Genomic DNA, 18,996 nt, shown 5'->3' with positions numbered 1-18,996 from the left:
CCGGGGGCCTTCGCCTGTGCGCGCGGTCATTCGTACCGGTAGATCGAGCCGTGCTCGAGCATGTCGCGCAGCGGGGTGTCCCACGGCGGCATGGTGTCGCCCAGGGCGAGGACGCGGCCGCGCTGCGAGTCGCCCGGGCCCGGCTTGCGCGCGGGCAGGTAGCGCTCGGCGTTCGGGTGGCGCTTGCGCCAGCGGGACCAGCACAGGTCGACGAAGGCGTGGTGCAGCCAGAAGACGGGGTCGTTGACCGAACCGGCGCCGAGCATGTGTCCGCTCACCCAGCGGTGCACCAGGTTGTGGTTGAACCACCGCCGGTCGCCGCGCTTGACGGGCCAGCCCTCGAGCTTGTTGCGAAAGCCGCGCGGCGCAAGGGAGTTCCACGGCTCCACGTCGTACGTGGTCTCGTCCATGGCACCGGCGAGGTCCGACTTGGTCGGCAGCTCGACGGGGTTCTGCGGCCGCCCGAAGTCCCGCATCAGGAAGTCGCCGTCGGTCACGGCCACCTTGATGTCCCAGCGTCCGTTGCGGGCCGCGAAGGGCCCCGACGTCACCTGGTGGTCGGAGCGCCGCCCGTTGCCCCCGAGGAAGTCCTCGCCCCACAGGGAGACGGCCGGTGTGCGGTCCACGGTCCAGTCCCAGTACGGGACGGTGACACCCGAGTCCACCTTCTGGAGAGCCCGCTCGAACTCCAGCAGGAACTTGCGGTGCCAGGGGAAGAACGAGGGCGTCATGTGCGCGACGCGCAGCCCCCCGTCGCCGTCGCCCAGGTAGAAGTCGATGTGCATCCGCACGAAGTCGTCGTACCGGCCGGAGCGCTTCAGGGCGAGCACGGCGTCGACGAAGCGCCGCTTCTGCGCCTTGGTGAGGGTGCGCTGGTTCTGGCGTGTGTACACCATAGGCCTCACATCTCCCCTTCGTGCGGCCGCAGTTGCTGGTCCCCGAGCTCGTCGACGGCGGCCTTGGCCGCGGCGAGCGGACTGTCGTAGGACGTGTAGTGGTCGACCATGCTCATGTAGCTGCCGTCGGCGCGACGCATGAGGTGCAACGGGCGGCCGTCCACGGTGACCTGCCACGCTCCGGCGCCCGCGGCGGAGCCGGGCTGCCGGGTGCCGACGATGTGCCGGCCCAGATACGTTTCGTCGAACGCGTCGGCGTTCGGGCCCGGTTCGGCTCGCTCGAACGGGCGGACCTGGAGGACGGCGGTGGCGCTGCACAGGGCGCCCACCAGGATGAGGCCCGCGCTGCGCCGGGTCAGGCGCGGTCTCTCGCCCGACGGCTGCCCGGTCGGCGCACCGGCCGGGATCGCCGCGGAATTCACGACCGCCTTCCCCTCGTACGTCCCGCGCTGCACCGGGGGTCCGGGACAGGGTGGGGGAATTTCCGTTCGATCACTGGGGTGTGCGACAGGTTGACGTCGCAGGATGGTCGTGATGTTCACAACCCCAACATACCGGCGCCTTAGCTGAAATCCGCACTCGACGCTTTCATGATTAATGCGTCGCCGTCGCACCTCGAAATGGCCATTTCCATGATCATGTCATGCAGTACATGCCGCCTTGACCAGGCCACCCGCTTGCCGTGTGAATCAACGGACCAGGGTTGACGAAGGTTTCGGCTCCGATCGGGTGATTGCCCGCGCGGGCCTTGAAGTGTGTCGCGAGACGGAGTCGCAGGATGGGTGACAGTTTCACAACTCCAACACAGTGGTGTATTAACTGAAGGCCGTTTTCCGGCGGAGCCCGACAGAAAAGTATGACTTCCTCATTAATTGCCATGCGCCACAGGGCGTCCACCCATTCCTGAAAGGGAAGCAGGCCGTGCCCCATTCGAAAGGCTGTTTCCTGCCGAGCGCGACGCCGACGCCCGCGTCCGCGCCACCGCGGGTCCTGCACGTCACCCAGCCTGCCGACGGCGGAGTGGCCCGCGTCGTCACCGACCTCGTCCGCGTGCAACGCGAGCAGGGCATGCAGGTGTCGGTGGCCTGCCCCAGCACCGGCGGTCTGCGGGAGGATCTGACCGCGCTCGGCTGCGAGGTCATCGACTGGGAGGCCTCCCGCTCCCCGGGCAGGGGCATCGTGGGCGAGTCGCGCCGCCTCGCGGCCGTGGTGTCCCGGGTGCGCCCCGATGTCATCCACGCCCACAGCTCCAAGGCGGGCATGGTCACCCGGCTCGTGGTGCGCGGCCGGGTCCCGACCGTGTTCCAGCCGCACGCCTGGTCGTTCGAGGCCGTCGAAGGGACCGCGGCGCGGCTCGCCCTGACGTGGGAGCGGCGCGCGGCCCGCTGGGCCTCACGGCTGATCTGCGTCAGCAGGGCCGAGCAGCGCACCGGCAGCGGCCACGGCATCGCCGCGCGCTGGCAGCTCGTGCCCAACGGCGTGGACCTGGAGCGCTTCCACCCGGACGGGCCCACCGCACGCGGCCGGCCGGCCCCCGCGAGGGAGAGCCCGCTCGTCGTGTGTGTGGGCAGACTGTGCCGACAGAAGGGTCAGGACGTGCTGCTCGCGGCGTGGCCCGAGGTGCTGCGCGCCGTGCCCGGCGCCCGCCTCGTCCTCGTCGGCGACGGGCCCGAGGAGGAGCGGTTGCGCGCGGCGGCCCCGCCCTCGGTCACCTTCACCGGCGCGCTCGACGACCCCGCGCCCTGGTACCGGGCCGCGGACCTGGTCGTCCTGCCGTCCCGGTGGGAGGGCATGGCGCTCGCCCCGCTGGAGGCGATGGCGTGCGGCAGCCCGGTGCTGGCCACCGACGTGTCGGGAGCCCGCGAGAGCCTGCCGCCGCATCTCGCGCCCCGCTGTCTGGCCTCGCCGGACGATCCCGCCGATCTGGCACGGGCGTTGCGGTCGCTGCTGCGGGACACCGAAAGCCTGCGCGCGCTGGGGCGTGACGCCTGCCGCCACGTGCGCGCACATCACGACGTCCGCCGGACCGCCGCGCTCGTCGCGGACGTGTACGGCGAACTGCTGGGGCCGGAGACCATCGAGTGCAGAGAGCCGATCACGACGTGACCCACGACCGCATCGTCTCCTCGCCCACCCGGCAGCGCGCCCGGGACGAGGCCGGCGCCGCCACCGTCATTCCGCAGCGCACCGCGAACAGCCCCCGGACGACACTGTCCGGCGGGACGCCACGAGGTGCCTCCCGTGCGCTGCTCGTGGTCACGGACGGCGCCGCCGCCGCGCTCGGCGCGCTGACCCTCGCCCCGCTCACCCAACGGCCCTGGCTGGTGGCCGGGTTCGTACTGCTCGCCCTCGCGCTGTTCGGCGTCGGCGGCCTGTACCGGCTCGCCCACGACCAGCACATGCTCGACGACTGCCCTTCGGTCGTCACCCGCGCCGCCGCCGCGTGGTGTGTCCTCACGGCCGTCTGCGCAAGCCTGTCCCTGCTGCACGCGATCCCGGGGCAGAGCCTGATCCTGGGCTGCGCCGCGCACATCGCCCTCGCCCTCATCGGTCGCGGCTTCGTACACCGCAGGCGCCGCGTCGCGCTGCTGCGCCACCCGAGCGTGGCGCTGCTCGTGGGCTCGGAGCCGGCCGCTTCGCGGGTGGCCGCGGCGCTGCAACGGCACCCGGCGAGCGGCATCCGCCTCGTCGGCATCACCGGTGAGGGCGCCGCCGAACCGCAGCGCCAGGACGACACCACGCCCCCGCTTCCGGTCCTGACGACCGTGGAGGACATGCGCCGCGCCGTCGTGCAGAACGGGGTGCGGCAGGCGATCGTGCTGGGCAGCGCGGGCGCCCCGCAGCAGCAGCCGTGGCTGCGGGCGCTGACCGAACTGCGCTGCGAGATCTGGGAGTTGGACCCGCACCCGTCGCCGTACGTGCCCCAGCTGCGCGAGGCGGACCGGTACGTGGCGGGCTTCCGGTGCAGACCCCTCGCGGGTCCGCGGCTACCGCTGCACCCCGGCAAGCGGGCGCTCGACCTGATCGTGTCCGCCGCGCTGCTGGTGCTCGCCTCTCCGGTGCTCGCGACGTGCGCGCTGTGGCTGCGCGTCAGCGAGGGGCCCGGTGTCGTGTTCCGGCAGGAGCGCGTCGGCAAGGACGGCCGCCCGTTCACCCTGCTGAAGTTCCGCACGCACCGGCCCGCCGACCCGCTGGAGTCGGCGACGCGCTGGAGTGTCGCGAACGACCAGCGGATGTCGTGGTTCTGCCGGTTCCTGCGCCGCACCTCCCTGGACGAGCTGCTCCAGCTGTGGAACGTCTTCCGCGGCGACATGAGCCTGGTGGGACCGCGCCCCGAACGCCCTTACTTCGTCGTGCAGTTCAGCGAGGCGCACCCCGGATACGGCGACCGGCACCGGATGCCGACCGGGATCACCGGGCTCGCCCAGATCAACGGGCTGCGCGGCGACACCTCCATCGAGGACCGCTGCCGGTTCGACAACGCGTACATCGCCGACTGGTCGCTGTGGAAGGACATCACCATCCTGGTGCGCACCGCGACCGAGTTCTTCCGGCCGACGGGGAGCTGACGCCGTGACCGTTCTGCCCACCTCCCCCGTCCTGCGCCCCAGCCTCCTGAGTGCCGGGCTGCGGCACGTGCGCCGCGCCGGGCCCGTGCTGCCCGTCCTGCTCCTCATCGGCATGCTCGCCCTGCCGGTGTCAGGGGGCGAGGGCGGCGGCACCCCCGCCGACGCCGTCTCGGGGCTCGTCGTCGTCTTCTGCGCCGTGCGTCTTGCCCAGCGCCGCACGCGCCCGCTGACCCGCACCGCGTTCGTCGTCCTGGGCCTGCCCGTGGTCGCCGTCGCGGTGGCGGCGCTCGGCGCGGACTCCCCCGCCAACGCCCTTGAGGGCATGGCGCGTTACTACCAGATCCTCGTCCTCGTACCCGCCGCCGTGCTGCTGCTCGTGCGCGACCGCGCCGACTTCCGGCTGGTCGCCTGGGGGCTCGTGACGCTCGCCCTGTGGCAGGGCACCATCGGCGTCCACCAGTACCTGACCGGGACCGGCGCCTCGTACGCGGGCGAGGACATCAGGGCCGTCGGCACGTTCGGTGCCACCGACGTGATGGGCATGTCCACCGTGGTGTCGTACGGGCTGGTGTGCGCGGTCGCCCTGGCGCTCGGCGGGGAGAGCCGGCGGACACGGATCGCCGCCCGGATCTGCGCGCTGGCGCTCGTGGTGCCGCTCGCGCTGTCCTTCAGCCGCGGGGCGTGGATCGCCACGGCCGTGGTGTGTGTGCTGCAGGTCGCGCTCGGCGGGATCGGGCGCGCGCTGCGGTTGCTGGCCGCCGCGGTCGCCGCGGCCGTCGTCCTCGTGGGCGGGTTCGGTGTGGGCACGTCGATGCTGGAGGAGCGCCTGAGCAGCATCACGCAGGTCACCGCGGCGCCTGACCAGTCCGTCACGGACCGGTACACGATGTGGGCGGCGGCCATCGACATGTGGGAGGAGCACCCGGCCACCGGGGTCGGCCTGAAGAACTTCCCCGCCTACCGCGACAGCCACGCCTCCATCGCGCTGTCCGCCGGCAGTGACGTGGCGGGCGCGGGGGCGGCGTTCCAGCGCCAGCCGCTGCTCTCGCCGCACAACATGTATCTGCTGATCCTCAGCGAGCAGGGCCTGTTGAGCTTGTGCGCGATCGTCGGGTCGTGGGCGGCGCTGCTGGTGTGCGGTGCGCGCCGGCTGACCACGGCACACCGCCGCGGGAACGGCCTGGACTGCGCGCTCATCGGCTGCGGGCTGCTCACCTGGCAGCTGATCGACTTCGTGTACTCGGACATCGGCGGGCCCTCCACGGTGCTCACCGCGGTCGTGTTCGGCCTGGCCGCCTGGTGGGCCTTGTCGCCCGCGGCGTCCGGGACGGCGGGCCGCCGGTGAGGCGCACGCTGCCCGCCAGGCGGGGCAAGTCGCTGCTCTCGTCCACGGTGCCGACCCAGCCGGCCCCGGACGGCCTGGAGGTCGACGGGGACGGGCATCGCGCATCGAACTCCTTCCTGGCGCGCGTCGCGCTGCTGACCGCGGCGCTCTCGGCAGCCGGTTCGCTGCTCGGCCTGGGCCGCGACCAGGCGCTCGCCCAGCTGTTCGGGGCGGGCAGCGAGACCGACGCGTTCCTGGTGGCGTGGACGGTGCCCGAGGTAGCGGCGACGCTGCTCATCGAGGACGGCTTGGCGTTCATGCTGGTGCCCGCGTTCAGCGCCGCGATCGCCGCGCGGGCGGCCGACGGGGCGGGTGCGCGCGGGCAGGACCCGGTGCGGGCGCTGGTGGCGGGGTCGCTGCCCCGGCTCACGCTCGCGTTCGTGGCGTGCGCGGCGCTCCTCATGGTCGGCGCGCGGCCGCTGGTGACGCTGCTCGCGCCGGGCCTGCCCGATCCGCAACTGGCGGTCGACTGCACGCGGTTGACCGCGACCTGCGTGCTCACCTTCGGGCTCGCCGGTTACTGCAGCGCCGCGCTGCGCGCCCACAGCAGCTATCTGCCGCCCGCCGCCATCTACGTCGCGTACAACACCGGCATCATCGCCACGATGCTGGTGCTCGCCGACCGCTGGGGCGTGCGCGCCGCGGCGGCGGGGGTCGCGGTCGGGGGCGTCCTGATGGTGCTCGTGCAGGCGCCGTCGCTGCGGCGCAGGCTGCGGCGCGGGGCGCAGCTCACGGGAGGTTCCGACGCGAAGGCGGCGGACCGGCAGCCGATGAACCTGGCGCTGATCGCCACGGTGCTGCTGTTCGCGCTGTGCCGGCAGGCCCAGGTGTTCATCGAGCGCTTCCTCGCCTCCTCGCTGCCGTCGGGGGCGATCTCCGAGCTCAACTACGCGCAGAAGGTCGCGCAGTTGCCGATGGTGCTCTCGCTGATGCTGTGCACCGTCACCTTCCCGGTCGTCGCCAAGGCGCTCGCGCGCGGCGACGTCGAGCAGGCCCGTGACCGTGTCGAGCGCGATGTGGCGCTCGCGGCCTGCATCGTCCTGTCGGGCGCCGCGGTGGTGTTCGCGTGCGCCCCTCAGATCATCGAACTGCTCTTCCAGCGCGGCGCGTTCACCGCGGAGGACACCGCGGCCACCGCGTCCGTCATGCGGGTCTACTCGCTGGGCCTGCTCGGGCACTGCCTGGTGGGGGCGCTCGTGCGCTCCTACTTCTCGGCCGGGCGGCCCAGTTGGTACCCCGTCGCCGCGATGGCGGCGGGCATGGTGCTCACCGCCGGTGCGGGTCTGTGGGCGGTCGGCGCCTGGGGCGTCGGCGGCATCGCGGCCGCCAACGCGCTGGGCATCACGTTCACCGCCGTCCTGCTGCTCACGGCGATGGACCGGCGCAGCGTGCCCGTGCGGATCCCCGCGGTGCTGCGCGAACTCGCCAAGACGCTGCTCGCGGCGGTGGCCGCCACCGCCGTCGGCCTGCTGTGCACGGCACGCGTCGCACATCCCCTGTCCGCCCTCGCCGCCGGTTGTCTGGCCATCGGGGCCGTGTTCGGGCTCCTCCTGTGGGCCCTGAAGGTCCAGGCGTTTCTGCCCGCCGTCCGCATCGCGACCAGAAAGCTCCGGAATGCCCGTTGAACCAGCGCTCCAGGAACCACCCGGTGCCCGCCCGCGGGGTCTGTTGGCCCGCAGGTCGCCATGGGTGGCGATGTACCACTCCGTCGACGACTGCTCCGACGACCCCTACAACGTCACCGTCTCCCCCGAACGGCTGCGCCAGCAGCTGAGCTGGCTGCGCTCGCGCGGTCTGCGCGGGGTCGGCGTCGCGCAGCTCCTCGACGCCCGCAGCCGCGGTCTCGGGCGCGGCCTCGTCGGCCTGACCTTCGACGACGGCTACGGCGACTTCGTCGAGAACGCGCTGCCGCTGCTGCGCCACTACGAGTGCACGGCCACCGTCTTCGTCCTGGCGGGACGGCTCGGCGGCGAGAACGCGTGGGACGCGAGCGGCCCGCGCAAGCCGCTGCTGACCGCGCAGGGCATCAGGGCCGCCGCGTCCGCGGGCATGGAGATCGGTTCGCACGGCCTCATGCACGTGGACCTCACCCGCGTCGACGCGACGGAGCTGCGGGCCGAGGTGCAGCGCAGCAGGGCGCAGATCGCCGAGCTCATCGGGGGTACGGTGCACGGCTTCTGCTACCCGTACGGCAGCGTGAACGCGCGGACCGTGGAAGCGGTGCGCCGGGCGGGCTACCGCTACGGCTGCGCCGTCTCCCCCGGCCCGCTGACCGGAGTGCACGCCATGCCCCGCGTCTTCGTCGGGCAGCGCGACGCGCCGTGGCGGCTCGAGCTCAAGCGCCGCGTGCACCCGGGCTGCCGGCACGCCTGGGGCCCCGGCGAGGACACCCGATGAAGGCGCTGCATGTCATCACGGGCCTGGGCGCGGGCGGCGCCGAACAGCAACTGCGCCTGCTGGTACGGCATTTGCCCGGCACGCACGACGTGCTGACGCTCACCAACCCGGGCCAGGTCGCCGACGGCCTGCGCCGCGACGGAGTGCGCGTCACCCACCTGGGCATGGCCGGCAACCGCGACGCGCGCGCCCTGCCCCGCCTGGTGCGCCTCATCCGCGAAGGGCGCTACGACCTGGTGCACACGCACCTGTACCGGGCCTGCCTGTACGGGCGGATCGCGGCGCGGCTGGCGGGGGTGCGGGCCGTGGTGGCCACCGAGCACTCCCTGGGCGACGGCCAGATCGAGGGGCGCCCGCTGACCTCGGGGGTGCGGGCGCTGTACTTGACGGGTGAGCGGCTGGGCCGGGCCACGATCGCGGTGTCACCGGCGGTGGCCGAGCGCCTTGGCCGCTGGGGCGTGGCACGCCATCGGGTGCATGTCGTCCCGAACGGTGTCGACGTCGACCGCTTCGCCTTCGACGCCTCGGCGCGCGCCGCCGTCCGACGCGAACTGGGCCTGCCCGCCGACGCGTTCGTGATCGGCGGCGTCGGCCGGCTCGTCCCGGGCAAGCGCTTCGACGTGCTGGTCGCGGCGCTGCGTGAACTGCGCGGCGACGTACGCCTGTTGTTCGTCGGAACGGGCCCCGAGGAGGAGTCGCTGCGCCGGGCGGCGCAGGACGCGGGCGTGCTCGACCGGGTGTGCTTCGCCGGGGAGCGCCCGCACACCGCGAGCGGCCCCGCCGGGACGGTCGTCGATCTGCCGGCCCTGATGTCCGCGATGGACGTGCTGGCCTCCCCGTCCGTCGACGAGGCGTTCGGCCTGGCCGTCGTGGAGGCGCAGGCCAGTGGGCTGCCCGTCCTCTACGTCACCTGCCCGGCCCTCGACGACCTGCCCGGCGGGGCCGAGGCGGACGCCGTGCGTGTGCCGTGCTCGTCCACCGCGTTCGCCCGCGAGGTCCGAAGACTCGGCGCCGCGCCGGCGGGCCCCAGGCTCCCGACGCGGGCCGCCCTCCACTACAGCATCGCCCGCAGCGCCGCCCTGCACCACGAGGTGTACGCGACGGCCCTGGGCACACCGACATCCGCACCCCAGGAGTGATGACGTGAAGACCGAAACCGCACAGGAGACCGAGGCCCCCCGCGCGCTGTCCCACCGCATCGGCGGCACCCGCAAACTGCCGCGGTGGTGGCCGCTGCCCGTGGGCATCGTGGTCGGCGCGATCGCGGGCGCCACCTACGGGGCGGTGAGCACCCCGCAGTACACGGCGACGAGCTATGTCATCGCCGTGCCCACCAAGCAGTCCGACTCGATGTCGGCGCTCGGCTTCGCCCAGGCGTACAGCCGGGTGGCCACCCAGGTCGCGGTCCTCGCCGACGCGCAGGACAAGGCGGGTGTGTCGGCGGCGACCCTCAAGTCGCGGGTGCGGGCCGAGACATCACCGGACGCGCCGATGGTGGCGGTCTCCGCGTCGTCGGCGAAGCCCGCGCAGGCCAAGCAGATGGCCGACGCCGTGGCCCGCGCGCTCACCTCCAGCGCGAGCGATGCCAAGGGTGACACCCACGTGAAGCTGCTGCGCTTCTCCAAGGCCGTCGAGCCGACCGAGCCCTCGACGCCGTCCACCGCGCTGACCACACTGGTGGGCGGGTGTGCGGGCGGGCTGCTCGGCGGGCTGGCGCTCCTGGTGCGCCCGCGCCGCGAGTCCGGCGCCGCGACGGCCACGGTGCCCGCCCCCGCGGCCGGTCTTCGAGGTGGCGCCTGATGGCGGGTGGCGGTGCCGCCGTCACGGTGTGCACGGACGCGGCCGAGTTCGCGGCGCTGCGCGAGGAGTGGAACAGGCTGCACCGCTCGTCGCCGACCGCGACCCCGTTCCAGAGCCACGCCTGGCTGCACTCGTGGTGGCTGTCGTACGGGGACGCGGGCGCGCTGCGGGTGGTGCTCGTGCGCCGGGGCGGTCGGCTCGTCGCCGCCGCGCCGCTGATGCGCAGGATGCGGCCCTTCCCCGTGCTGACGCCGCTCGGGGCGGGGATCTCCGACTTCGGCGACGTACTCGTGGACGAGGAGGCGGGCGAGTCCGCGGTGGAGGCGCTCGGCGCGGGCCTGTGGCGGCTCGCCGGGAGCGCGGTGATCGACCTGCGGGAGGTCAGGCCCGGCAGCGCCGCGATGACGCTGCACGACAACTGGCCCGGCCTGCGCCGCCGGTTCGACGACTCCGCGTGCCTCGAACTGCCGGCGCTGCCGATGGACGACCTGGTGCAGCGGCTGCCGCGGCCCCGGGCCCAGCGGGCGCGGGCCAAGATGCGCAAGCTGGACGCCACCGGGATCGAGCGCCGCGTGGTGCCCGCCGCGGAGGTCGACGCGTCGGTGCGCCGCCTACTCGACCTGCACCAACTCCAGTGGCAGGAGCGGAAGGTGACGACGGAACACGTGAAGCCGCGGTTCGCCGAGCACCTGTCGCGCTCGGCGGCCCTCATGGCCGCGACGGGCGACGCGGTCGTCACGGAGTTCAGCCTGGACGGCTCCGTGGTGGCCGCCGACCTGACGTTCGTGTCCCCGCGGCTCGCGGGCGGCTACCTGTACGGCGCGCACCCGCGGCTGCGCGAACGCAAGATCGACGTGGCGACGATGCTGCTCCGCTCGTGCACCCAGCACCTCCAGGAAGGCGCGCGGTCCCAGGTGCTCAGCCTGCTGCGCGGCACCGAACCGTACAAACTGCACTGGCGGCCCGAGCAGCTCGTCAACCAGCGGCTGCTGCTGGCCCGCCCCGGCTCCGCACCCCAACTGGCCGCGCTCCTCGCCGCCATCGGCGCCCGCTCCGGCGCGAAGCGGGCGCGGCAGGTCTGGCGCGAACGCCGGGGCGGCCCCGCCTAGAAGGACGGGGCCGCCACACCGGGGTCGTACCGGCTCAGGACTTGCGCAGCCACCAGTCGAAGCGGACACACACCGTGCCGCCGAGCCAGCGCTCCACCCAGTCGCCCAGGTTGATCGGCTGACACTTCGGTGTCTGCGTCGGCTGGGTCGGACGCGCGGGGGCCGTCGGCTTCGTGGGCGCGGTCGGCTTGTCGCGTCCGGTCAGCATGGACCGGTACACCTTGGACGCCTTCGGGTTGTCGTCGCACTGCCACACACCGTGCGGGCAGTAGTCGGTCAGGGTGTTGTAGAGCGGCTTGTGCTCGTCCATCCACTCGAGCATGCGCCGCATGTACTCGGGGTTGTCGCCGTTGCGGAACAGGCCCCACTCCGGGTAGGAGATCGGCTTCTTGTGCTCCTTGGCGAAGTCGACCTGCTTCTGGAGTCCGTAGGGCTCGGTGACCTGCTCGTCGAAGGACTTGCCCGCCGGCTGGTCGTAGGAGTCCATGCCGACGATGTCGACGACGTCGTCACCGGGATAGCACTGCGTCCACGGCACGGCGTCCCGGCCGCGGCTCGGTGTGAAGTCGAAGCGGAACTTCTGCCCCGGCACCGAGCGCATCGTCTTCACGATCCGCGTCCAGTACGCGCGCCAGGCCGCGGGATCGGGGCCGCAGCGGTGGGTGTACGTGGTGCCGTTCATCTCCCAGCCGAGCACCACCACGGTGTCCGGCACCTTCAGGTCGACCAGGCGTTTGGCCAGGGTCTTGAAGTGCTGGTCGAAGTCACCCTGGGCGCCGCGCCGCAGCATGATCTGCACCTCGGCGTCCGAGACGCCCGCCTCGTTGCGCTCCAGCATGGGCACGTTGAGCACGAACGTCCGGTCGTCGCGCGCGTTGCGCCACTTGGCCCACGCGTCGAGGAAGTCGGGCGCACCCTCGATGTTGCTCCAGCGGTCTCCGGGCAGGTACGTGTGACCGACGCGGAGGTCGGCCCCGCCGAGCCAGTCCGCCAGCTTCGTCATCCGGGTCACGCCCTGCGGACCGTAGTCCAGGTAGGCGCCGAAGGCGGGGAACCGGTCCTTGGTGGGTGGCGGATCCGGGGACGTGGTCGCGGTGGGACTCGGCGTGGTGGTGGGTGTGGGGCTCGCCGACGCGGAGGGGCTCGGGCCGCCCCGCGGATTGGCGTCCGCGTTCTCGATGGACACGGACGAACCCGATACGACGACGAGCGGGACCAGGGCTCCCGCCGCGATCAGTGGCAGCCGTCTCCGGCTCGTCCGGCGGTGCTTTCCGACCATGCATGCTCCTCGTCCCGCGCTCGCTCCATTCCTGACACTCAGTCATATGTATGCTCATGACGCCATTCGTGGATTCGCCAATGGCCCCCTTCGTCACCCTCACGTGTCATGCGCGGACGAGCATCGGGTCCGCGCCGGATCGAGCACGTATCCGCCCCGGCACCGATTGGGGTGAGGTTGTGGGCGAACGGGTGAAGGGGTTTCGTGCGGCGGGCACCGCGGTGTTCCACTGGTGCGCGGCATGAGGACGCCCGCGCTGCCTTCCTCCCAGCCGTCGGCCTCGCGCCGTGGGGAGGCAGCCGTCGACGGCCGCGTCCTCTGCGGGTCGGGAAGGGCGCGAGGGGGGCCTTCCCGACCGGGTCCGCCGCTCCGTCACTCCGCCATTCCGTCAGGACGCGCGGGCGCGCGCGGCGAGACGATCGGCGAGCGCGGCGACGCGTTCGCGCAGCTCGTCGGGGCGCTCGATCACGAACGGCCGGTCGAGGGCGGCGAGCAGCGGAGGCACCCAGTCGAGCCGCTCGGCCCGCAGCTCGAGCCGCAGCCACCCTTCCTCTCCGTCCGTCCCCACGGTGGCGACGGATGCGGGGAAGTGGGCACGCACCTCTTCGGCCGTCGCCCGGACCCGTACGGTCACCTCGTGCCGGTACGCGGCCGTGGCGAAGCCCTCCAGCAGGCGCCGCGCCGGTTCCGGATCGGCGGGCGGTTCGAAGGAGCCGGGCAGGGCGCGCGCGTCGGCGATGCGATCGAGGCGGAGGCTCCGGTCCGCGGCGCGGTCGGCGTCGTGGCCGGTGACGTACCAGCGGCCCGCGTGGGCGACGATGCCGTACGCGTGCAGGGTCCGTTCGGTGCGGCGGCCCTCCCGGTCGGTGTAGCGGATCGCGACGGGCCTGCGGTGGCGCACGGCGTCGGCGAGCGTGAGCAGGACGTCCGTGTCCGGCGCTTCGGGGGCGGGTCCTGGGCGGTCCGTGACGTCGAGGGTGTCGAGGAGGGCGTCGAGGCGGTGGGCGACGTGCCGGGGCAGTACGCGCTGGATCTTCGCGGCCGCGGTCTCGCTCGCCGTGGAGTCCGCGGTCGTCAGACCGGCGCGGCGCCCGGCGATCAGGCCGAGCAGTACGGCCAGCGCCTCGTCGTCGCCGAGCATGAGCGGGGGCAGGCGGTGTCCCGGGCCGAGCCGGTACCCGCCGTAGCGCCCGCGGACCGACTCCACGGGAACGTCCAGGTCGACGAGGTGGTCCACGTACCGCCGCACCGTGCGCCCGTCGACGCCGAGCCGGTCGGCGAGTTCGGCCACGGTGCGGGTGCCGCCGGACTGCAGCAGCTCCAGGAGGGTCAGTACACGGCCGGTGGGTCGAGGCATGCGCACAACGTAACGCGAATACCGGACCGTTTCTGTCCGCTATCTCTCCTACGGTGCGCAGCACGGGCACCAGCTCGGACACACCGAACCACGCAGGGAGAGCGCCATGAACTTCACCTCGATCCGCATCATCACCGGCGATGTCGCGCGCATGGTCGCGTTCTACGAACGGGCGACCGGCGCGGAGGCGGCGTGGGCGACCGAGGACTTCGCCGAGCTGAGGACCCCGGGCGCCACGCTGGCGATCGCGAGTACCCGCACGGTTCCGCTGTTCGCCCCCGGCTCGGCGCGGCCCGCGGCCAACGACAGTGTCATCACCGAGTTCCTCGTCGACGACGTGGACGAGGTGCACCGGAACCTGGCCGGTGTCGTCACCGACTTCGTGAACGAACCGACGACGATGCCGTGGGGCAACCGTTCGCTGCTGTTCCGGGACCCCGACGGCAACCTCGTCAACTTCTTCACTCCGGTCACCGACGCGGCGAAGGCGAAGTTCGGCCGCTGACGGGGGCGCCTACGGGAGGACGGGCGGGTGCCCGGTGGTCCAGATCGCGTGGACCGTCATGTGCGCGATGCGCCATCCGTCCGGGGTGCGCCGCAGCTCGGCGTCGTAGCGGCCGCCGACGGTGAAGAGCGGGGGCACGTTCTCGCCGAGCCGCTCCAGGGTGGCGTCGTGGTGGACGTGTGTCATCAGGGCGTTCCAGGAGGCCCGCGCCAGGTCCCCCGTAGTGTCGCCTGCCGTGTCGACGAGGACGTCGGAGGAGATGTGCTGCGTCCTGGCGTACCGCTCGACGCTCACCTCGGTCTCGGCGACCACCGCGCTCCCCTCGGTCGTACCGAGCGGGGTCACGGTGCGTACGTCGTCGGTGAAGAAGTCCCGCGCCCAGCCGTCCTTGAACTCCCGTGCGTCCAGGGCCCGGAAGAAGCGGCTGACGAGCATGCTGATGTCGAAGTGATCCGTCTGCGAAGTCATACCGGGATCCTCCGACCTCAAGTTCACTTGAGGTCAAGCGGCATCCCCCTAATGCAACCCACGGGTTGCAGTCGCTCGAGACATGTGCAACCTTTGAGTTGCAGGCAATGTCGCCAGGAGGATGCCATGTCCGACGCACGCGCCACCCACACCACCGACGAGCTCGCGGAGCTCGACCGCATCGCACGACGGATCGACATCGACGCTCCCGCGGAGCGCGTCTGGGAGCTGGTCGTACGGCCCGGCTGGTACGTCAACGACGGGACCGTCGAGGCCGAGCCCGACGTCCGGTACGAGGGGGACGTCGCCGTCGTGCGGCACGCCTCGCTCGGCGAGTTCCGGTTCCGGACCGTCGAGCTCGACGAGCCGCGCTACGCCGCGTTCCGCTGGATCGGCACCCCGTACCGCGACGAGTCGACGGGCTCGACACTCGTCGAGTTCTGGATCGACGAGCGCCCCGAGGGCGGCGTGACACTGCGCGTCGTCGAGAGCGGGTTCTCCGGGCTCGCCGACGACCCGGCCGCCTGGCTCAAGGAGCGCGAGGGCAACGACAAGGGCTGGCTCGCCGAGCTGGCCGCGGCGAAGGCGTTCGTCGAGGCCCGCGCGTGAGCGCCCCGCCGCCGCCCGTCGTGTGTGCCGCGCTCGGCGACGCGACCCGCTGGGAGATCCTCACCCGGCTCGGCCGGGGCCCGCTGTCGGCGTCCGCGCTCGCCCGTGAACTGCCGGTGAGCAGGCAGGCCATCGGCAAGCACCTCGACGTGCTGCGCGAGGTCGGGCTCGTCGAGTCCGAGCAGCGCGGCCGCGAGGTCGTGTACGTCGCCGTGGGCGCCAGGCTCGGCGCGCTCGCCCGCGAACTCGACCGCATCGGCCGCTCCTGGGAGACGCGTCTGCTGCGCCTCAAGCAACTGGCCGAAGGGCCGAAGGAACAGGAGAAGGAACAGCAGGAGGAGGAGTCATGAGCGAACGTGCCACGGCCGTGCCGCCGGTCACCGACCGCGCCGCCTTCGAGGCCGAAGTGGCCAAGCTGCGCGAGCGGGAGAAGGCGCACACCCACGAGGGCGACGCGATCGCCGCCGCCCGGCGCAGGCTCCCGATGGTCGAGGTCGACGCCGGTCTGGAACTGACCGGGCCGGACGGCCCTGTCACCCTGCTCGACGCCTTCGAGGGCCGCAGCCAGCTCCTCGCCTACTACTTCATGTGGCACGACGGCCACCCGGCCGCCGAGCAGTGCGAGGGCTGCACCTGGTGCGCGAGTCAGGTCCGCGAGCTGTCGTACCTGCACTCGCGCGACATCACGTACGCCGTCCTGTGCCAGGGACCGTACGAGGAGAGCAGGCGCTACCGGGACTTCCTGGGCTGGGAGATGCCCTGGTACTCGGCGGTGCCGTCGCTCGACGAGCTCCTGGTCGGCCGGCAGGTCGGCATGATGCACCTGGTGAGCTATCTGCGGGACGGCGACCGGGTCTTCGAGACGTGGTGGACCACACGGCGCGGCGTGGAACAGCTGGACAACAGCTACCGGCTCATGGACCTCACCGTCTACGGGCGCCAGGAGCTGTGGGAGGACTCCCCGGCGGGCTGGCCGCGCGGCCAGGGCGAGCCGGCCGAGGACATCCGGCTGCGCGTCGACGGCCGGCCCATCCCGCACTGGCCGCGCCTCGCGGCGGGCCACTCGGACGATCTGCGGGGCGGGTAGGCGGCCTGACGCCTGGGTCATCGTCCTGGGCCACCTCGCGGCAGCGGCTTGTCGGTGCGCAGCGCCTGCCACAGGTCGTGGGCGGCGGGCTCGTCCGCGACCACCCGGTTGGGGTCGCACGGCGCGTGGCGCGGGTGGATCGGGCGTGGCGGGCGGGGGCAGGCGGCACGGGCTCCTCCGGGCGGCGGCCCGCGCGTGGGAGCGGGCCGCCGGGTACGTGCGGCTGTGGACGACTGCTGCGGCTCAGACCTGGTAGCGGTCCGCGGCGAAGAGGTGGAGGTGGGACGCGACCCAGTCGGAGGTGCGGCGCAGGCCCTCGGTCAGGGGGACCTGTGGTTCCCAGCCGGCCCAGTCGCGTGCGCGGGAGTTGTCGGAGAGCAGGCGGTGCACCTCGCTGCCCGAGGGGCGAAGGCGGCTTTTGTCGACGACGACCTCGGCGTCCCGGCCGGAGGCGTTGACGAGTGCCTTGGCGAGGTCGCCGATGGAGATCTCCTGGCCGGTGCCGAGGTTGACGCTGTGGCCGAGGGCCGCGTCGCAGGCGGCGAGGGCGAGGAAACCGCGGGCGGTGTCGGTGACGTAGGTGAAGTCGCGCGTCGGTGTGAGCGAGCCGAGTTCGATCTGCCGTCGTCCGGCGTGCAGTTGGGCGAGGATGGTGGGGATGACGGCGCGGGCCGACTGCCGGGGCCCGTACGTGTTGAAGGGGCGCACCACCGTCACGGGCAGCTCGAAGGCGTGCCAGTGGGACAGCGCCATCATGTCGGCGCCGATCTTCGAGGCGGAGTACGGGGACTGCGGCTGGAGCGGGTGTGTCTCGCTGATCGGGGCGGTGAGCGCGGTGCCGTAGACCTCGCTGGTGGAGGTGTGGACGAGGCGGCGCACCTGGTGGCGGCGGCAGGCCTCGGCGACGTTCTCGGTGCCGACGACGTTGGTCTGCACGTAGGCGCCGGGCGAGTCGTAGCTGTACGGGATGCCGATGAGGGCGGCGAGGTGGAAGACGGTGTCGCAGCCGGCGACGGCGTCCATGACCCGCCCGGCGTCCCGGACGTCTCCGGCGATCGTCTCGACGGGACTGTGCGGGTCGGCGAGGTAGGGGGCCAGGTTGCCCTTGTCGCCGTACGGCTTGTAGTGGACGAACGCACGGACCTTCGCGCCGCGTTCGACGAGGAGGTCGACGAGGGTGGAGCCGATGAAGCCCTCGGCTCCGGTGACGAGGACGGTGCGACCGGTCCAGTCGAAGTCGGTGGGGGCGGTGTGGGTGGTCATATGGCGATCTCCGTGTGCGGTGCGGTCGTGGGTCGGGCGGCGGGGTGGCCCGCCAGGTCGAGTACGTGGGCTGCGAGCAGGTCGGCCGCCTGGGTGTGGCGTCCGGGGTGTGCGGCGGCCGACATGGCGGCGAGCCGGTCCGGGTCGGCGAGGAGCGGCTCGACGAGGTGGGCCAGGCGGTCGGCGTCCGTGTCGGCGTCGGGGAGCAGGAGGCCCGCTCCGACGTCGGTGAGGACGCGGGCGTTGTGGGTCTGGTGGTCGCCCGGCGCGTGCGGGTAGGGCACGAGGACGGCCGGGGTGCGGGTGGTGGCGAGTTCGGCGACGGTCGCGGAACCTGCCCGGCAGACGGCGAGGTCGGCGGCCGCGTACGCCAGGTCCATGCGGTCGAGGTAGGGGACGGCGGTGGCGACGCGGTCGGCGCCGGTCTCGGCGAGCAGCCGCCGGACGTCCGAAAGCGCGGCGGGGCCGGTCTTGATGAGCAGGTGGACGCCGGTGCGCTCGCGCCAGCGCCCGGCGAGCTCGGCGGCGGCCGCGGTGAGCCGGGCGGCGCCGAGGCTGCCGCCGTTGACCAGCAGGAGCCGTCCGTGCACGGGCACGCCCAGGGCCTGCCGGGCCGTGCCCTGGAGCCGGGGCCTGTCGAGGGCTGCCAGCTCGGCGGCGATGGGCATGCCGACGACGTCGGCACCGCGGCTGCCGGACAGATGTGCCCGGCTCTCCTCGAAGGCGAGCGTGATCCGGTCGGTGAGCAGGGCGGCGAACCGGTTGGCGCGCCCGGGCACCGCGTTGGACTCGTGGATGACGCTGGGCAGCCCGGCCATCCGCGCGCCGACGATCGCCGGGGCGCTCGGGTAGCCGCCCATGCCCACGGCGACCTGCGCGCCCTGCTCGCGCAGCACGGCCCTGGCCTGGGCGCCGGACTTGATCAGCGCCGCGGGCAGCAGGAAGCGGCGGGCGCCGAGCGACGGATCGAAGGGGATCATGTCGACGGTGTGCAGCTGGTATCCGGCCTCCGGGACGAGCCGGGTCTCCAGTCCGCGTTCGGTGCCGACGAAGGAGATCTCGGCACCGGGCACGGCCCGGCGCAGCGCGTCGGCGAGCGCGAGCCCCGGATAGATGTGTCCGCCCGTGCCGCCCGCCCCGATCACCACCGAGAGGCGCTTCCGGGCCGTCCGCCGTGTCCCCGGCATCGGGGGTGTGTGCTGTGTCCTCATGGGCCGACACACTGCTGACGCGCTCTAAGAACTTTCTAAGACCCGGTTTTGGCAGGCTGTGA

At 72.9% G+C, this 18,996-nt stretch carries 19 protein-coding genes; 12 read left to right on the top strand and 7 right to left on the bottom strand.

From position 1 onward, the window contains the following. Positions 1–26 precede the first annotated feature (26 nt). Complete coding sequence (locus ACTWJ8_RS35355) at positions 27–896, bottom strand: tyrosinase family protein (RefSeq protein WP_443261589.1); 870 nt, start codon at positions 894–896, stop codon at positions 27–29. Between the two features lie 5 nt (positions 897–901). Continuing rightward, complete coding sequence (locus ACTWJ8_RS35350; RefSeq protein ID WP_443261588.1) at positions 902–1,351, bottom strand: tyrosinase family oxidase copper chaperone; 450 nt, start codon at positions 1,349–1,351, stop codon at positions 902–904. A 466-nt stretch (positions 1,352–1,817) separates the two neighbouring features. Here ACTWJ8_RS35350 and ACTWJ8_RS35345 point away from each other — a divergent pair, with 466 nt between their 5' ends. The 8 genes from ACTWJ8_RS35345 to ACTWJ8_RS35310 all read left to right on the top strand — a co-directional run bounded on the left by ACTWJ8_RS35345 (position 1,818) and on the right by ACTWJ8_RS35310 (position 11,155). Next, a complete protein-coding gene (locus ACTWJ8_RS35345) occupies positions 1,818–3,002 on the top strand; it encodes a glycosyltransferase family 4 protein (protein WP_443261587.1) in 1,185 nt (394 codons plus the stop codon). Further along, positions 2,999–4,465: a sugar transferase gene (locus tag ACTWJ8_RS35340; RefSeq protein WP_443261586.1), complete on the top strand. Its 1,467-nt coding sequence runs from the start codon at positions 2,999–3,001 to the stop codon at positions 4,463–4,465. The genes ACTWJ8_RS35345 and ACTWJ8_RS35340 overlap by 4 nt, the downstream gene beginning before the upstream one ends. Before the next feature lie 4 nt (positions 4,466–4,469). Next, positions 4,470–5,810 carry an O-antigen ligase family protein gene (locus tag ACTWJ8_RS35335; RefSeq protein ID WP_443261585.1) on the top strand — a complete coding sequence of 447 codons (1,341 nt, stop codon included), beginning with the start codon at positions 4,470–4,472 and terminating at the stop codon, positions 5,808–5,810. Then, on the top strand, positions 5,807–7,474 hold the full coding sequence (murJ, locus tag ACTWJ8_RS35330) for a murein biosynthesis integral membrane protein MurJ (RefSeq protein ID WP_356373198.1): 1,668 nt from the start codon (positions 5,807–5,809) through the stop codon (positions 7,472–7,474). The genes ACTWJ8_RS35335 and murJ overlap by 4 nt, the downstream gene beginning before the upstream one ends. A 70-nt stretch (positions 7,475–7,544) precedes the next feature. Beyond that, complete coding sequence (locus tag ACTWJ8_RS35325; protein ID WP_443265089.1) at positions 7,545–8,246, top strand: polysaccharide deacetylase family protein; 702 nt, start codon at positions 7,545–7,547, stop codon at positions 8,244–8,246. Continuing rightward, positions 8,243–9,385, top strand: coding sequence for a glycosyltransferase (locus ACTWJ8_RS35320; protein WP_443261584.1), 1,143 nt, complete (start codon positions 8,243–8,245; stop codon positions 9,383–9,385). The genes ACTWJ8_RS35325 and ACTWJ8_RS35320 overlap by 4 nt, the downstream gene beginning before the upstream one ends. Positions 9,386–9,389: 4 nt before the next feature. Further along, complete coding sequence (locus tag ACTWJ8_RS35315; protein ID WP_443261583.1) at positions 9,390–10,046, top strand: lipopolysaccharide biosynthesis protein; 657 nt, start codon at positions 9,390–9,392, stop codon at positions 10,044–10,046. After that, complete coding sequence (locus tag ACTWJ8_RS35310; RefSeq protein WP_443261582.1) at positions 10,046–11,155, top strand: GNAT family N-acetyltransferase; 1,110 nt, start codon at positions 10,046–10,048, stop codon at positions 11,153–11,155. The genes ACTWJ8_RS35315 and ACTWJ8_RS35310 overlap by 1 nt, the downstream gene beginning before the upstream one ends. Before the next feature lie 34 nt (positions 11,156–11,189). On the opposite strand, the gene ACTWJ8_RS35305 is transcribed toward ACTWJ8_RS35310, so the two are convergent. Next, positions 11,190–12,434, bottom strand: a complete 1,245-nt coding sequence (locus ACTWJ8_RS35305; RefSeq protein ID WP_443261581.1) for a glycoside hydrolase family 26 protein — start codon at positions 12,432–12,434, stop codon at positions 11,190–11,192. Between the two features lie 388 nt (positions 12,435–12,822). Next, positions 12,823–13,791, bottom strand: coding sequence for a helix-turn-helix transcriptional regulator (locus tag ACTWJ8_RS35300; protein ID WP_443261580.1), 969 nt, complete (start codon positions 13,789–13,791; stop codon positions 12,823–12,825). Between the two features lie 106 nt (positions 13,792–13,897). Between ACTWJ8_RS35300 and ACTWJ8_RS35295 the strand changes: the two genes are divergently transcribed. Continuing rightward, positions 13,898–14,296 carry a VOC family protein gene (locus ACTWJ8_RS35295; protein ID WP_443261579.1) on the top strand — a complete coding sequence of 133 codons (399 nt, stop codon included), beginning with the start codon at positions 13,898–13,900 and terminating at the stop codon, positions 14,294–14,296. Between the two features lie 9 nt (positions 14,297–14,305). Here the strand turns inward: ACTWJ8_RS35295 and ACTWJ8_RS35290 are convergent, their stop codons facing one another. Continuing rightward, on the bottom strand, positions 14,306–14,764 hold the full coding sequence (locus ACTWJ8_RS35290) for a nuclear transport factor 2 family protein (RefSeq protein ID WP_443261578.1): 459 nt from the start codon (positions 14,762–14,764) through the stop codon (positions 14,306–14,308). A 126-nt stretch (positions 14,765–14,890) separates the two neighbouring features. Here ACTWJ8_RS35290 and ACTWJ8_RS35285 point away from each other — a divergent pair, with 126 nt between their 5' ends. From ACTWJ8_RS35285 to ACTWJ8_RS35275, 3 genes are read left to right on the top strand one after another with little or no spacing between them, the layout of a single operon-like run. Continuing rightward, on the top strand, positions 14,891–15,373 hold the full coding sequence (locus ACTWJ8_RS35285; RefSeq protein ID WP_443261576.1) for an ATPase: 483 nt from the start codon (positions 14,891–14,893) through the stop codon (positions 15,371–15,373). Then, positions 15,370–15,723, top strand: coding sequence for an ArsR/SmtB family transcription factor (locus ACTWJ8_RS35280; protein WP_443261575.1), 354 nt, complete (start codon positions 15,370–15,372; stop codon positions 15,721–15,723). The genes ACTWJ8_RS35285 and ACTWJ8_RS35280 overlap by 4 nt, the downstream gene beginning before the upstream one ends. Then, entirely contained in the window at positions 15,720–16,460 is a 741-nt protein-coding gene (locus ACTWJ8_RS35275) for a DUF899 family protein (RefSeq protein WP_443261574.1), read from the top strand. Before ACTWJ8_RS35280 ends, ACTWJ8_RS35275 begins: the two co-directional genes overlap by 4 nt. 243 nt (positions 16,461–16,703) lie before the next feature. On the opposite strand, the gene ACTWJ8_RS35270 is transcribed toward ACTWJ8_RS35275, so the two are convergent. Next, positions 16,704–17,723, bottom strand: a complete 1,020-nt coding sequence (locus tag ACTWJ8_RS35270) for a GDP-mannose 4,6-dehydratase (RefSeq protein ID WP_443261573.1) — start codon at positions 17,721–17,723, stop codon at positions 16,704–16,706. Continuing rightward, positions 17,720–18,934: a UDP-N-acetylglucosamine--N-acetylmuramyl-(pentapeptide) pyrophosphoryl-undecaprenol N-acetylglucosamine transferase gene (locus ACTWJ8_RS35265; RefSeq protein ID WP_443261572.1), complete on the bottom strand. Its 1,215-nt coding sequence runs from the start codon at positions 18,932–18,934 to the stop codon at positions 17,720–17,722. Before ACTWJ8_RS35265 ends, ACTWJ8_RS35270 begins: the two co-directional genes overlap by 4 nt. Positions 18,935–18,996 lie beyond the last annotated feature (62 nt).

It is taken from the genome of Streptomyces sp. SDT5-1 (genome assembly GCF_052245995.1).
Taxonomy (GTDB): Bacteria; Actinomycetota; Actinomycetes; order Streptomycetales; family Streptomycetaceae; genus Streptomyces.
This window is presented reverse-complemented; position numbering and strand designations above follow the sequence as displayed.